Raw genomic sequence first — 13,788 nt, 5'->3', positions numbered from 1 at the left:
GTTCTCGCGCGTCCTCCGGGACCGGGTCCGGCCCCGGCCGGGCCAGGCGCCGGCGTCAGCCCGCCGGCACGCGGGCCGCGCTCAGCCGCCCGTCGGCCATCGTCACCACCGCGTCCATCCGCTCCAGGTGCGTGCGGTCGTGGGTGACCAGCACCGTGGCCGTGGCCCGCTCGCGGGTGAGGGTGAGCAGCAGATCGAGCACGGCGGCGCCCCGCTCGTGGTCGAGGGCGCTGGTGGGCTCGTCGACCAGGAGCACGGCGGGCTCGTTCATCAGGGCGCGGGCGATGTTGATCCGCTGGCGCTGACCGCCGGAGAGCTGGTGCGGGCGGCGGTGGGCCTGGTCGGCGAGGCCGACGGCGGCCAGGAGTTCCCGGGCGCGCTCCCGTACCTCGCGCGGCTTCCGGCCCGCGAGGTGGGCCATCACCTGGAGCTGCTCGGCGGCCGTGAGGGCGGGCAGCAGGTTGGGCTGCTGGAAGACGATGCCGATGGAGTCGCGGCGCAGCGCCGCCTTCCGGGCCGGGCCGAGTCCGGCGGTGTCGGTCCCGGCCACCACGACGCGGCCGCTGTCCGGGGTCACCAGGGTCGCGGCGACGGCGAGCAGACTGGACTTGCCGGAGCCGGACGGCCCGACGCAGGCCGTCACCGTCCCGGCGGCGACCGCGAGGGACACCGCGTCCAGGGCGGTGAGCCGGCCCTCGCCGTCGGGGTAGGTCAGGGTCACGCCGTCGAGGAGCAGGACCGGGTCCGCGGCGCGGGCCGGGTCCGGGATCAGGTGCGGGGTCCGGGCCGGGTTCGGCGCCGGATCCGGGGCGGGGATCGGGTTGGCAGGAGGGGTACGGGGGGTCATCGGGCACTCCCGAGCGCGGTCAGCGGGTCGACGGCGGTGATGCGCCGGATGGACAGGGCGGCGCCGATCACGCCGAGGACGATCAGGACCGCGCCGGGCCCGAGCGTGGTGGCCGGGTCGAGCACGAAGGGCACCGCACCGCCGACCAGTGCTCCGGCGAGCGAGGCGAGCCCGGTGCCGAGCAGGGTGCCGGCCGTCAGCATGACGACCGCCTGCCCGAGCGCGTCCTTGAGCAGATAGGGCGTCGAGGCGCCGAGGGCCTTCAGTACGGCGATGTCGCCGCTGCGCTGGATCGTCCACACCGTGAAGAACGCGCCGACGACCAGCGCCGAGATCACGAACAGAAAGCCGCGCATCAGCTGGAGCGAGCCGTTCTCGGCCTGGTAGGAGGGCAGCGCCGCGAGGGCGTCGGAGAGCGTCAGGCTGCGGGTGCCGAACTCCTTGTCGAGGGCCGCCGGGTCCGCCCCGCCGGTGAGGCCGAGCGCGACGACGGTGGCGGGCGCGTCCTTCGCGAGCGCGGTCCACACGACCGGGGTGTGGCTGTAGGAGTCGGAGCCCGCGACCGCCGACACCGTCAGCGGACGGCCCCCGAGCGTCAGGGGGTCACCCGCCTTCGCGCCGAGGTCGTCGGCCGCGCCCCGTGAGAGCACGACGGATCCGGCGCGCACCGCGGCCGGGGCGAGGTCCGAGCCGGGCGGGACCGCGAAGGAGGACACCGCGGCGGTGCGCTCGCCCGCCTTCGCGTTCAGCGTGGCGATGCCGATCGGCTGGGCCTCGCGCACCCCGGGCGCCTGTTGCCACTTGCGCCAAGTACCGCTCGAAACAACGGAGTTGGTAAAAGAAGCCGACTGCCCCGAGGGTGGTGCGGCGAAGGCGAGCCGGTCGGCGGGCAGGGCGCTGACGGCCGAGGTGTTGTCCCGGGCAAGACCGGCGGTCAGCCCGGACAGCAGCCCCACCAGCAGGGTGATCAGCACCACGACCGTACCCATCAGCGCGAACCGGCCCTTGGCGAACCGGAGGTCTCTCCATGCGACGAACATGGGCTCAAGCCTGGTCACGGGGGCCCGTCGCCACATCGCGCCGGAGCATGCTCCCCGGTATCGAAGGATGCATCCGCACATCAACCTTTCGGTTGACCGGGGCCGCCCGCCTCCCCCGTACGCTGGAAGCCCTATGGATCCCGTACGCCCCCACACCCCCGTCGCCGCCCTGCTGCGCCTGTGCCTGCACGCGCTGCTCGGCGGGCTGCTCGCGCTGGCCGTGGCCCGGTCGCTCGGCGATCACGCGCCGCACGCGGGGGCGGTGCTCGTGGCGGCCGTCGCCATGGCCGCGGTGTACGCCGTGGGGGTCGCGCTGCCCTCGGTGCGGCCGCGCACCACGGCGGGGGCCGTGTGGCTCGGGGCGCTGGGCGCGGCGTGGCTCGCGCTGCTCGTGGTCTCCCCCGACGCGCTGTGGGCGGCCTTCCCGCTCTACTTCCTGCTGCTCCACCTGCTGCCGCCGCGCTGGGCGCTGCCCGCGGTCCTGGCCACGGCGGGCGCGGCCATCACGAGCTTCCTGCTGCACGGGCAGCAGGTCACCCCGGGTGCGTTCATAGGTCCGCTGCTCGGGGCCGCGGTCGCCGTCGCCACCGTGCTCGGCTACGACGCGCTGTACCGGGAGAGCGAGCGGCGCCGCGAGCTGATCGACGAGCTGGTGGCGACCCGGGCCGAGCTCGCGGAGGCCGAGCGCACGGCGGGCACCCTGGCCGAGCGCGAACGCCTGGCCCGCGAGATCCACGACACCCTCGCGCAGGGCCTGTCGTCGATCCAGCTGCTTCTGCGCGCCGCCGAGCGCGCGCTGCCGGCCGCTGATCCGGCCCGCGAGCACGTCGAGCAGGCCCGTCGCGCGGCCCAGGAAAACCTGGCCGAGGCCCGCCGTTTCGTGAAGGCGCTGACCCCGCCGGACCTGGAACAGGGCTCCCTCTCCGGCGCCCTGGAGCGGTTGTGCGCGGCGGCGCCGGGCCCCGGCCCCGCCGTGCAGTTCGGCGTGAGCGGAACCCCGGTCGAGCTGCCGACGCCGTACGAGGTGGCGCTGCTGCGCATCGCGCAGTCGGCCCTCGCCAACACCGTGCAGCACGCGGCGGCCGGCCGGGCCGAGATCACCCTCAGCTTCATGGACACCTCGGTCGCCCTGGACGTCGTCGACGACGGGCGCGGCTTCGATCCGGCCGAGCCCCGGCCCCGGGAGACCAGCGGCTTCGGCCTGCCCGCGATGCGCTCGCGCGCCCAGTCGCTCGGCGGCACCCTGAGCGTGGAGTCGGCGCCCGGCCAGGGCACGGCCGTCGCGATCACGCTGCCGCTGCCCGTGGCGGGTGCCCGATGAGCGCGGCCCCCATCCGGCTGCTGCTCGCCGACGACCACCCCATCGTGCGGGCGGGGCTGCGCGCGGTCCTCGACACCGAGCCGGGCTTCGCGGTGACCGGGGAGGCCGCCACCGCCGAACGGGCCGTGGAGCTGGCCTCCTGCGGGGCCTTCGACGTGGTCCTCATGGATCTCCAGTTCGGCGCGGGAATGCACGGCGCCGAGGCGACCGCCGCGATCACCGCGCGGCCCGGCGCCCCGCGCGTCCTGGTCCTCACCACGTACGACACGGACGCGGACATCCTGGCGGCGGTGGAGGCGGGCGCGGCGGGCTATCTGCTCAAGGACGCCCCGCCCGAGGAGCTCGCGGCGGCGGTCCGCACCGCGGCCTCCGGGCAGTCGGCGCTCGCCCCGGCCGTGGCGCACCGGCTCATGGACCGGATGCGGACGCCCGCGGAGGCGCTGACCCGACGCGAGCTGGAGGTGCTCCAACTCGTCGGCGACGGACTCTCCAACCAGCAGATCAGCAAGCAGTTGTTCCTGAGCCAGGCAACTGTCAAGTCCCATCTGGTGCACATCTACGCCAAGTTGGGGGTGGACTCGCGCACATCGGCGGTCGCCGCCGCCAGCGCGCGCCGTCTGATTCGCCAGCCGGGCTGAATGCTTCCGCCGTTCCAGACCGGTGCTCACGAAGGAGCGCCCGCAGGGTCCCGGTCCGTCATGCTGCTGGCATGTCCCAGGCATGAACCGGACACTGTGGAGGCCCTCATGCCCCAGACCTGCCGCCAGTACTGGTGGAACCTGCAAGGGCGGTGCAGGCTCAACTTCAACTGGGCCGCGATCAACCACGATTCGACCGTCGTGGTGACCGCGTCCGAATACAGCGTGGACGGCAACGACCCGCGCCACAGCCCGCGTTTCATCGGCGCCGCGACCGTCACCGTCGAGAACATCAGTCCGCACTCGCCGCCCTACGACCCCAACCACGGCGTCACCTTCGTCGTGAACGTCGACTGGGGCGCGCCCCTGCACATCGTCACGGACATCACCGTCCTGGACGGGCCACCGGTCGACATCGAGTACCAGAACGGCTGAGGGGGCCCGATGCCACGCACCGTGCGCCAGTACTGGCACGGCCTCAGCGGCCGTACCGTACTGAACTTCAACTGGAACGAGATCGACCACGACTCGACGGTCTGGGTGACCGTGTCCGAGTACTCGGTGAACGCGGCCGACGTCAAGCACAGCCCGCGTTTCGTGGGCGACGCCAACGTCCGCGTCGGCAACATCAGTCCGCACTCGCCGCCCTACGACCCCAACCACGGCGTCACCTTCGTCGTGAACGTCGACTGGGGCGCGCCCCTGAACGTCGTCACCGACATCACGGTCCTGGACGCCAAGCCGGACTACCGCCTCTGGGACTACCAGCGGCTCGCCTTCAACATGCAGGCCCAGACGCAGAGCAACTGGTGCTGGGCGGCGGTCGCCACCAGCATCGCGCTCTACTACAACGCGGCCAGCACCTGGACGCAGTGCACGGTCGCCAACTCCCAGACGGGGCAGACCAATTGCTGCACACCGGCCGGCGCGGCCGGCACCGCCTGCAACAGCCAGCAGCCGCTGGACAACCCGCTGCGCATCGTCGGCCACCTGGACCGGATGGTGGGCAACCGGGTCGACTTCGCGGAGGTCGAGAACGAGGTCAAGGCGGGGCGTCCGCTCTGCATCCGGATCGCCTGGGCGGCCGGCGGCGGGCACTTCTGCACCGCCATCGGCGTGGACGCCCCGGCCGACCAGGCGATCGTGGCCGTGGACGACCCGATCTACGGCAAGTCCGACCAGGTGTACAACACCCTCGCCACCAGCTACCAGGGCAGCGGTACCTGGACCCACAGCTACTACACGAGGGCGTGAGGACCGACCATGACACTCCAGTCACCCCAGCCCCCCGCACAGTCGCGCGAGGCGGCCGAGGCGGGCCTCCAGCTCCTCGCGGGCCTCGGCCGGGTCCGCACCGCGACCCTGCTCCCGGCCGCCCCCGAGGACCTCCGCCTCGCGGACCCGGTGCAGATGTACACGCTCGCCCCCACGGGTGCGCTGACCGACGCCCAGCCGGTCTCCTGGCGCTATCTGGTCCGGCACGGCGGTGAGCCCGTGGCGCTCGCCGAGACGGTACGGGACGCGGCGGGCGAGCACGTCTTCAGCCAGCTCAACTACGGGCCGTTCGTGGCCGGTACGGCGGCGGCGCTCGATTCCGCGCGCGCCGCCGCGGGCGAGCGGGCCGCAGATGCGGAGGTGCGGCTGCTGCACGTGCCGGCCGTTCACCTGATCGCGGTGTGGCTGCACGCGGGTGCCGCCGACACCCTCGTTCCGGCGGCGCCGGCACCCTCGGGCGTCGAGGCGGGCCGCCCCTACCCGGCGCCCCAACTCCTCTCCCTGGTAGCCGGGTTCACCCCGCCGGCCTTGTCCCCCGACGACGACCGGGGGGGTGGCTGAGCTTCGCCCGGGCCCCTTGAGGGGCGGGAGACGCAGGGGCGGGCAAGCACCGAGGCCCTTGGGGGCGCGGGGCCGGGTCGAACCGGGGCCCGGGGCGCGGCCCCGGGGCCCGGCGGGCCAGCCAGGCCGCGAGCCCCCGTACCCAGGAGAGCGAAACCCCCAGCGGCAGCTCCTCGTACCGCCGCTGCATCTGCCGCTCGAACCGGTCCGTGACCATCGCCCGGTCCGTGACCACCCCGTCGACCACCCCATCGCGTTCCACGACACCCACCTTCCTCGGCTTCCTCGGCCACCACACCAGGCCAATGCGCTGACCTGACCAACTCTGTAGGCTGATTGGCCTGGACGGCAGGGCCAATTCATGGAGGTTGGTATGGCAGAGATGCGAGTGGTCCGCTCCCTGGACACCGCGAGCGGCACCGCACGCACCCTCGGCAGCCGTCAGCTCGCCGGGCAGATCACCGCCCTCACGGGGTCGCACCCCGGCTACCGGGCCCTCGCCCAGGGGGTGCGCGCCCTGCTGCTCGACGGCCGGATCCCGCTGCACACCCGGCTGCCCGCCGAGCGCGAACTGGCCACCGCCCTGGAGGTCAGCCGGGCCACCATCACGGCCGCGTACGACCTGCTGCGGGAGGGCGGCTACGCACTGAGCCGGCGCGGCGCGGGCACCTGGACCGGCCTTCCCGAGGGCGCGGCCCCGGCCAGCGTGGCCCGCTACCAGGCGCCGGACGGGGTCATCGACCTGGCGATGGCCGCACCCGCCGCCCCGGCGGAACTGGCGGCCGCGTTCGAGCTGGCCGGCCCCGAACTGGCCTGCCACGCCACCACCAACGGCTACCACCCGCTCGGCCTGCCGCAGCTGCGGGCCGCCGTCGCCGAGCGGTACACCCGGCGCGGTCTGCCGACGCTGCCCGAGCAGATCCTGATCACCACCGGCGCGCAGTCCGCGGTGTCGCTGGTGGTGAACCTCCTGGGGCGTCCCGGCGACCGGGCCGTCGTCGAGAGCCCGTCCTATCCGAACGCCCTGGACGCCGTGCGGCACGCGGGGCTGCGGATCACCCCCGTACCGGTGACCGAGGACGGCTGGGACATCGACCTCCTGGAGTGCACCCTGCGCCAGACCGCACCCCGGCTCGCCTACCTCATCCCCGACTTCCAGAACCCGACCGGCGCGTTGATGAGCACCGAGCAGCGCACCCGGCTGCTCCGCGCGGCCCGGGCCACCGGGACCTGGCTGCTCATCGACGAGACCATGGCCGAGATGTCACTGGAGGGGCCGCCCCCGGCGCCGTTCGTGTCGCTGGCCCACGCGGGCGAGGCCGAGCAGATCGTCACGGTCGGCTCGCTCAGCAAGACACACTGGGGCGGTCTGCGGATCGGCTGGGTCCGGGCGGGCTCCCGGCTCGTCAACGAGCTGGCCGCCCTGCGCATCCACGTGGATCTGGCTCCCTCGCTCGTCGACCAGGTGCTGGCCAAGACGCTGCTTCCCGGCATGGACGACGTCCTGCGCACCCGGCTGCCGCTGCTGCGCGAGCGGCGGGACGCGCTCGCCGACTCGCTGAGCCGCCATCTGCCGGAGTGGCGCTGGGGGACACCGGTGGGCGGGCTCAGCCTCTGGGTCGACCTCGGCCGCCCGATCGCGGGAGCACTGGCCCAGGCCGCGCTCGCCCACGGCGTGAACCTCCAGCCGGGCTCCCGCTTCGCCGCGGACGCGGGCACCCACGAACACCGTCTGAGGCTTCCGTTCGTCCATGAGCCGGAGCGGACGGAGGAGGCGGTCCGCCGACTGGCCGCGACCCTGGACGCGGGCCTGCCCGCCGTCACGGGCGGCCAGAACCGCCCGCACTGGGTGGCGTGAACTGCCCTTCCTCTGAAGGGAGTTCACCCATCATCGGTCAGGGCCGCCCCGGCGGCTCACCGAACAGCTCGACCGCCTTCCGCACGTCGCCGACCGCGACGGCCAGTGCGCTGACCGAGCCGATCGAGCCCGCGATCAGCAGCAGCGAGCGGCGCAGCCGTGGCACCTCGGGCACGCCGCTGACGGCCATCGCGGCCAGCGCCGCCAGCTCGTCCTCGGCGACGGCCCGGTCGGGAAACTCCGCCGGATGACCGGCCAGCTCCCGTCGCAGCCGGGACACGGCTGCCCGCAGCTCGCTCACCCTGGGGTCCTCACCACTGCCGGTCACGGCTCTCTGCTCCACGCCTCGCAACAGAAGTCCTCCCCCACGCACGTCCTTGTGCAGGTGTTCAGAACCCGTACAGCGAAGGTCAACTGCCGGGATTCGCGGGCCAGTTAACGCCATGCGGTGTGTCGTGCGCCACTGCGGGGACGGAATTCGCAGGAAGCCCGGGGTATATCTGGGGCCATGACACAAGCGATGACAAATGCGGCACAGGCCACCGGGCTGCTCCTCGCGGCGGGGGGCGGCCGCCGGCTCGGCGGCCGCCCCAAGGCCCTGCTGCCGCACCGGGGCCGCCCCCTCGTGGAGAACGCGGTGCGGGTCCTGCGCGAGGGCGGCTGCCGCACGGTGTACGTGGTGCTGGGCGCCGCCGCCGAGGAGGTACGGGTCCGCGCGGATCTGGCGGGCTGCGTCCTGATCGACAACCCCGACTGGTCCGAGGGCATGGGCTCCTCGCTGCGGGCCGGGCTTGAGGCGCTGGGCAAGGCGGAGGCCGAGGGCGGTCAGGACGGTGGGGCGCGGGCCGCGCTGGTCTCGCTCGTCGACCAGCCCGGAATCGGCGCCGAGGCGGTGGCCCGGGTGCTGGCCGCCCACCGTTCGGGCGATTCCCTGGCGGCGGCCTCGTACGACGGAAAGCGTGGCCATCCGGTGCTCTTCGGCCGTGAGCGCTGGGCGGACATCGCGGCGAGCGCGACCGGTGACCGGGGTGCCCGGGCCTATCTGAAGGCCCACGAGGCGGAGATCGAACTCGTCGAATGCGGGGACGTGGCGGAGCCGTACGACATCGACACGGAGGCGGATCTGAGCCGTCTCCAGTAGACCTGGAATAGACGCGAGGACACCGGGCAGCCGCCGAAAACACGGAGTGAACGGGGTGGCACCCAGCGCCATGGTCCCTCGACCCGGAGAATCTCGACATCAACAAACCATTGAACTTCCACCATGAGGAAACTAGTATCCACTGTTCAGAAGCGCCCGTCAGATCAACCGGCGCCCGCAGTCGTACCTCGGAGCCCTGGCACTGAGTGCCATGCTTGGCGACCCGGCGGCCGTCAGGGCACCGCCCGCGAAGGAGTGACAGCTCATGTCCGCACCAGCGCCGTCTCCGCTGGCCATCGTCGATGCCGAGCCCCTGCCCCGGCAGGACGAGGTACTCACCGACGCGGCCCTCGCCTTCGTGGCGGAGCTGCACCGGAACTTCACGGCGCGCCGTGACGAGCTCCTCACCCGTCGCCAGGACCGCCGCGCCGAGATCGCCCGCACCTCCACGCTGGACTTCCGCCCCGAGACCGCGGAGATCCGCGCGGGCGACTGGAAGGTCGCGCCGGCCCCGGCCGCGCTGAACGACCGCCGGGTGGAGATCACCGGTCCGACCGACCGCAAGATGACCATCAACGCCCTGAACTCGGGCGCGAAGGTCTGGCTCGCCGACTTCGAGGACGCCTCCGCTCCCACCTGGGAGAACGTCGTCCTCGGCCAGCTCAACCTGATCGACGCCTATGAGCGTCGGATCGACTTCACCGACCCCAGGTCGGGCAAGTCGTACGCGCTGAAGGACGCCGACCAGCTCGCGACCGTCGTGATGCGGCCGCGCGGCTGGCACCTGGAGGAGCGCCACCTCCAGTTCGACGGCCGCCCGGTCCCGGGTGCGCTCGTCGACTTCGGCCTGTACTTCTTCCACAACGCGCAGCGTCTGATCGACCTCGGCAAGGGCCCGTACTTCTACCTCCCGAAGACGGAGTCGTACCTTGAGGCGCGCCTGTGGAACGACATCTTCGTCTTCGCGCAGGACTACGTCGGCATCCCGCAGGGAACCGTCCGCGCCACCGTCCTGATCGAGACGATCACGGCCGCGTACGAGATGGAAGAGATCCTCTTCGAGCTCAAGGACCACGCGGCCGGCCTCAACGCGGGCCGCTGGGACTACCTCTTCTCCATCGTGAAGAACTTCCGCGACGGCGGCGCCAAGTTCGTCCTGCCGGACCGCAACGCGGTGACGATGACGGCCCCGTTCATGCGCGCCTACACCGAACTCCTGGTGCGCACCTGCCACAAGCGCGGCGCCCACGCGATCGGCGGCATGGCCGCGTTCATCCCCTCGCGCCGTGACGCCGAGGTCAACAAGGTCGCCTTCGAGAAGGTCAAGGCGGACAAGGACCGCGAGGCGGGCGACGGCTTCGACGGCTCGTGGGTGGCCCACCCCGACCTGGTCCCGATCGCCATGGCCTCCTTCGACGCGGTGCTCGGCGACAAGCCGAACCAGAAGGACCGGCTGCGCGAGGACGTCTCGGTGGCGCCCGGCGACCTGATCGCCATCGACTCGCTCGACGCCAAGCCCACCTACGACGGCCTGGTCTCCGCCGTGCAGGTCGGCACCCGCTACATCGAGGCGTGGCTGCGCGGCCTCGGCGCGGTCGCCATCTTCAACCTCATGGAGGACGCGGCCACCGCCGAGATCTCGCGTTCGCAGATCTGGCAGTGGATCAACGCCGGTGTCGTCTTCGAGAACGGCGAGAGGGCCACGGCCGACCTCGCCCGCAAGGTCGCGGCCGAGGAACTCGCCGCGATCCGCGCGGAGATCGGCGAGGAGGCCTTCGCGGCCGGCAAGTGGCAGCAGGCCCACGACCTCCTCCTGAAGGTCTCCCTGGACGCCGACTACGCCGACTTCCTGACCCTCCCCGCGTATGACCAACTGGTGGGCTGACCCCACGAGTTGAACCTTCGGCTCCGCCCCCGGTACCGCACAGCACCGGGGGCGGAGCCGTTTCACGTGAGGGCCGCGCCCGCGGCCACGAAGGCGCAGATCAGCACGAACAGGATCGCGAGCAGCGGGGCCACGAAGCGGAGGTACTTGTTGTAGCCGACCTTCGCCAGGGCCACCCCGCCGATGGTGACGGCGGTGGTCGGCACCCACAGGTTCATCCATCCGCTGGCCGCCTGCCAGGCGGTGACCATCACCGCGCGCGAGACACCCGCGAAGTCCGCCAGCGGTGCCAGGATCGGCATCGCGAGCGTGGCGTGGCCCGAGGTCGAGGGGATCAGGAACGCCAGCGGCAGGTTCACCACGAAGACGAGCACGGCGAACAGGGCGGACGGGGCGCCGCGCACCACGCCCTCGATGGAGTGCAGCACCGTGTCGGTGATCTGCGAGTTGTTCATGATGACGGTCACGCCCCGGGCGAGCACGATGACGAGCGCCGGGGAGATGAAGTCCGCCGCTCCCTGGATGATCGTCGAGCTCAGCTCGGCCTCGCCGAGCCGGGCCGCGACACCCACCAGGACCGCGGCGACCAGGAAGAGCGCCGCCAACTGCGGGAAGGACCAGCCCAGTTCCCAGCCGTACGGGGTGGCGTCCGCCTTGCCCGTCAGGGCGCTGGACCACGGCACCACCGAGAAGATCATGAAGGCGAAGACGAGGGTGAGGAGGGTCAGGACCAGTTTGTGGGTGCCGGTCAGCTCCGGCGGACCGTCCGTCGCTGGAGGCGACCCCGGTACTGGCGGCGAACTGGGTGGCAGAGGCGGTCCCGGTGCCGGATCCCCCTCGCGGGGGCCGCCCGTCCCGTCCGCCGGATCGGTGCGGGCGTGGTCGCGGTCGCCCGGCAGGAAGCCCGTCAGGGACTTCGACGGGTCCCGTTGCACACGCCGGCCGTAGCGGACCACGTACAGGATCGACACCGCCGTCAGGACCAGCCACATCACGAAGCGCAGCACGATGCCGTCGCCCAGGGAGATGTCGGCGGCGGACGAGGCGACGCCCGTCGCGAAGGGGTTGACCGTCGAGCACAGCACGCCGATGCCCGCGCCCACGATGATCGTGCCGGTCGCGACGAGCCGGTCGTAGCCGAGTGCCAGCATCAGCGGCACGATCAGCCCGTAGAAGCCGAGGGTCTCCTCCGCGAAGCCCTCGACCGTGCCGAGCACCGAGAACACCGTCATCACACCGGCGATCAGCAGCGCGCCGCGCTCGCGCAGCCGGTGGGCGAGCAGGCCGATGCCCCGGTCGAGCGCGCCGGTCGCGAAGACCACGGTGATGAACGCGCCGATGGCGAGCACGAAGAGGAACACTCCCGCGCTGCCGTACAGTTCACCGGCCAGCGTGGGGCCGACCCGGCCGGTCTTGGCGTCCTGGATGCCGTACAGACCGTTCACCGGGGAGAGGAAGAGGTCGTTGAGCCGGTCCACGAAGCCCTGGCCGCTGTCGACCCGGTGGTACGTGCCCTCGACGGGTGCCCCGTCGGCGTTGCGGTCGTACGCACCGGACGGGATGACGAACGCCAGGATCCACACGGCCACGGTGACGATCGCGAGGATCGTCAGGGCGCTGGGGAAGCGCAGCCCCGCCTTCTTGTGCGGGGCCGGTTCCTCGAACGGCTGCTCCGGGGGCGGGACTTGGGGCGGCGCCCCCGAACCGGCGGCCCCGGCGGCCCCGGTGGGCGATCCCCTGTCCGGCCCCCGCGTCGGGCCGCCCGCATCCGGCCCCGGCCCCGGTGCGGGCCCGCCCGCGTCCGAACCCGGCCCGGGCGGCGGCGTCACGACCCGCTCCCGAACGCGGCCGCGTACTCCCGCAGGAAGGCCGCCTCCGCGATGACCGCGCCGCGCAGTTCGGAGAACAGGACGCGTTCGTTCGGAGCGTGCAGGGCGCACAGGCTGTCCTGCGCGCCGAACAGCAGCACCTCCGCGCCCGGCACCGCCTTCGCGAGTCCGTTGACCAGCGGGATCGAGCCGCCGCTGGCCGCGAAGGCGGGCTCCGCGCCCCAGCCCTCGCGCAGCGCGATGAGCGCCGCGCGATAGGCCGGGCCGTCGGTCGCGGGCTCGAACCCGGGGCCGGTGTCGCCCGCGGTGACGGTGAGCTCGATTCCGAACGGCCGCTGTGCCTCCAGATGGGCGATCAGCCTTCCTTGTGCCTCCTTCGGATCCTGCTCGGGATGGAAGCGGAGGTTCAGCTTGGCGCGGGCGTACGGCACCACCGCCGAGGCCGCGTGGTCGACGCTCGGCGCGTCGATGCCGATCACGGTGATCGCGGGGCCGCTCCACAGCCGTTCGCCGAGGCTGCCGGTGCCGATCAGCGGGACCCCGTCACGCACCGCCGCGAGGTCACGGAACTCGTCCTCGGTGTACGAGGTGCCGGACCACGCCTCACGGCGAAGGCCGGGCACGGCCACATCGCCGTCGCGGTCGTGCAGGGTGGCCAGTGCGTGCAGCAGGGCCAGGAGCGCGTCGGGGGCGGCGCCGCCGAACTCCCCGCTGTGCCGCGCCTCGGCCAGCGTGCGGACCTCGACGACCACTTCGCTCGCGCCGCGCAGACCGGTGGTGAGGGTGGGTGAGCCGGGGCGGATGTTGCCCATGTCGGCGATGACCATCGCATCGCAGGCGAACCGCCCGGGGTCGGTGGGCGGGTAGTCGTCGAAGGCGCTGCCGTACTCCTCCTGGCCCTCGATCACGATCTTGACGCCGGTCGGCGGACGTCCGCCGTATGCCCGGAGCATGCCGAGATGGACGACGATGTTGGACTTGTCGTCGGCGATGCCGCGGGCCCGCAGGCCGCCCTCGACCGGCGTCGGCTCGAACGGCGGCGACCGCCACAGCGACTCGTCGCCGGGCGGCTGGACGTCGTAGTGGCCGTAGAGCAGCACCGTGGGGGCGTCCGGGTGCGGCGGGGGAATCTCGGCGTAGACGACGGGCGCGGTGTCGGGCAGGTCCAGCCGCTCGACGTGCTCGACTCCGGCGTCCTTCAGCAGTTCCACCACCAGGTCGTGCGCCTGGCGCACCGGTTCGGGAGGGAAGCCGGGGAAGGCGATGGAGGGGATGCGGGCCAGCCGTTCCAGGTCTGCCCGCAGCCCGTCCATCAGAGCGTCGACCGTCGCTCGCAGGTCCTGGTCCGCGTCCATGGGACTCAATGCACCACGCGGGGAGCGCCCTCGCATCC

At 72.7% G+C, this 13,788-nt stretch carries 13 protein-coding genes; 8 read left to right on the top strand and 5 right to left on the bottom strand.

Annotated elements, in window-relative coordinates; genetic code table 11:
• Positions 1-55: 55 nt before the first annotated feature.
• Both ACFYNP_RS04435 and ACFYNP_RS04430 read right to left on the bottom strand, forming a co-directional pair.
• Positions 56-847 (bottom strand): ABC transporter ATP-binding protein, encoded by a 792-nt coding sequence (locus tag ACFYNP_RS04435; RefSeq protein WP_388782528.1) that lies wholly within the window; start codon positions 845-847, stop codon positions 56-58.
• A complete protein-coding gene (locus tag ACFYNP_RS04430) occupies positions 844-1,887 on the bottom strand; it encodes an ABC transporter permease (RefSeq protein WP_388782526.1) in 1,044 nt (347 codons plus the stop codon). The genes ACFYNP_RS04435 and ACFYNP_RS04430 overlap by 4 nt, the downstream gene beginning before the upstream one ends.
• 133 nt (positions 1,888-2,020) lie before the next feature.
• On the opposite strand from ACFYNP_RS04430, the gene ACFYNP_RS04425 reads away from it, so the two are divergent.
• The 6 genes from ACFYNP_RS04425 to ACFYNP_RS04400 all read left to right on the top strand — a co-directional run bounded on the left by ACFYNP_RS04425 (position 2,021) and on the right by ACFYNP_RS04400 (position 7,540).
• Positions 2,021-3,208: a sensor histidine kinase gene (locus ACFYNP_RS04425; protein WP_388782523.1), complete on the top strand. Its 1,188-nt coding sequence runs from the start codon at positions 2,021-2,023 to the stop codon at positions 3,206-3,208.
• Positions 3,205-3,846 carry a response regulator gene (locus ACFYNP_RS04420; protein WP_388403678.1) on the top strand — a complete coding sequence of 214 codons (642 nt, stop codon included), beginning with the start codon at positions 3,205-3,207 and terminating at the stop codon, positions 3,844-3,846. Before ACFYNP_RS04425 ends, ACFYNP_RS04420 begins: the two co-directional genes overlap by 4 nt.
• A gap of 108 nt (positions 3,847-3,954) precedes the next feature.
• Complete coding sequence (locus tag ACFYNP_RS04415; protein ID WP_388403675.1) at positions 3,955-4,281, top strand: hypothetical protein; 327 nt, start codon at positions 3,955-3,957, stop codon at positions 4,279-4,281.
• A 9-nt stretch (positions 4,282-4,290) separates the two neighbouring features.
• Positions 4,291-5,100, top strand: a complete 810-nt coding sequence (locus ACFYNP_RS04410) for a papain-like cysteine protease family protein (RefSeq protein WP_388403673.1) — start codon at positions 4,291-4,293, stop codon at positions 5,098-5,100.
• A gap of 9 nt (positions 5,101-5,109) precedes the next feature.
• Positions 5,110-5,682, top strand: a complete 573-nt coding sequence (locus ACFYNP_RS04405) for a hypothetical protein (protein WP_388403670.1) — start codon at positions 5,110-5,112, stop codon at positions 5,680-5,682.
• Between the two features lie 373 nt (positions 5,683-6,055).
• On the top strand, positions 6,056-7,540 hold the full coding sequence (locus ACFYNP_RS04400) for a PLP-dependent aminotransferase family protein (RefSeq protein ID WP_388782520.1): 1,485 nt from the start codon (positions 6,056-6,058) through the stop codon (positions 7,538-7,540).
• 37 nt (positions 7,541-7,577) lie between these two features.
• Here ACFYNP_RS04400 and ACFYNP_RS04395 read toward each other — a convergent pair whose 3' ends face one another.
• Positions 7,578-7,895 (bottom strand): DUF5955 family protein, encoded by a 318-nt coding sequence (locus ACFYNP_RS04395; RefSeq protein WP_388783293.1) that lies wholly within the window; start codon positions 7,893-7,895, stop codon positions 7,578-7,580.
• 165 nt (positions 7,896-8,060) lie between these two features.
• Here ACFYNP_RS04395 and ACFYNP_RS04390 point away from each other — a divergent pair, with 165 nt between their 5' ends.
• The gene (locus tag ACFYNP_RS04390) at positions 8,061-8,681 is read left to right on the top strand and encodes an NTP transferase domain-containing protein (RefSeq protein WP_388403664.1); all 621 of its coding nucleotides are present in this window, start codon (positions 8,061-8,063) and stop codon (positions 8,679-8,681) included.
• Positions 8,682-8,946: 265 nt separating this feature from the next.
• Positions 8,947-10,566 (top strand): malate synthase A, encoded by a 1,620-nt coding sequence (gene aceB, locus ACFYNP_RS04385; RefSeq protein WP_388403661.1) that lies wholly within the window; start codon positions 8,947-8,949, stop codon positions 10,564-10,566.
• Positions 10,567-10,628: 62 nt separating this feature from the next.
• On the opposite strand, the gene ACFYNP_RS04380 is transcribed toward aceB, so the two are convergent.
• A complete protein-coding gene (locus ACFYNP_RS04380; RefSeq protein ID WP_388783290.1) occupies positions 10,629-12,197 on the bottom strand; it encodes a YfcC family protein in 1,569 nt (522 codons plus the stop codon).
• A gap of 194 nt (positions 12,198-12,391) precedes the next feature.
• On the bottom strand, positions 12,392-13,750 hold the full coding sequence (locus tag ACFYNP_RS04375; RefSeq protein ID WP_388782517.1) for a M20/M25/M40 family metallo-hydrolase: 1,359 nt from the start codon (positions 13,748-13,750) through the stop codon (positions 12,392-12,394).
• Positions 13,751-13,788 lie beyond the last annotated feature (38 nt).

Origin of the sequence: Streptomyces sp. NPDC006691 (genome assembly GCF_042869955.1) — a bacterium.
Lineage (GTDB): Bacteria > Actinomycetota > Actinomycetes > Streptomycetales > Streptomycetaceae > Streptomyces.
This window is presented reverse-complemented; position numbering and strand designations above follow the sequence as displayed.

Coding starts and splice junctions, on each gene's coding strand:
- ACFYNP_RS04420 (WP_388403678.1), top strand. CDS start 3,205: ATGAGCGCGGCCCCCATCCGGCTGCTGCTCGCCGACGACCACCCCATC.
- aceB (WP_388403661.1), top strand. CDS start 8,947: ATGTCCGCACCAGCGCCGTCTCCGCTGGCCATCGTCGATGCCGAGCCC.
- ACFYNP_RS04390 (WP_388403664.1), top strand. CDS start 8,061: ATGACAAATGCGGCACAGGCCACCGGGCTGCTCCTCGCGGCGGGGGGC.
- ACFYNP_RS04400 (WP_388782520.1), top strand. CDS start 6,056: ATGGCAGAGATGCGAGTGGTCCGCTCCCTGGACACCGCGAGCGGCACC.
- ACFYNP_RS04405 (WP_388403670.1), top strand. CDS start 5,110: ATGACACTCCAGTCACCCCAGCCCCCCGCACAGTCGCGCGAGGCGGCC.
- ACFYNP_RS04425 (WP_388782523.1), top strand. CDS start 2,021: ATGGATCCCGTACGCCCCCACACCCCCGTCGCCGCCCTGCTGCGCCTG.
- ACFYNP_RS04410 (WP_388403673.1), top strand. CDS start 4,291: ATGCCACGCACCGTGCGCCAGTACTGGCACGGCCTCAGCGGCCGTACC.
- ACFYNP_RS04375 (WP_388782517.1), bottom strand. CDS start 13,750: ATGGACGCGGACCAGGACCTGCGAGCGACGGTCGACGCTCTGATGGAC.
- ACFYNP_RS04415 (WP_388403675.1), top strand. CDS start 3,955: ATGCCCCAGACCTGCCGCCAGTACTGGTGGAACCTGCAAGGGCGGTGC.
- ACFYNP_RS04430 (WP_388782526.1), bottom strand. CDS start 1,887: ATGTTCGTCGCATGGAGAGACCTCCGGTTCGCCAAGGGCCGGTTCGCG.
- ACFYNP_RS04435 (WP_388782528.1), bottom strand. CDS start 847: ATGACCCCCCGTACCCCTCCTGCCAACCCGATCCCCGCCCCGGATCCG.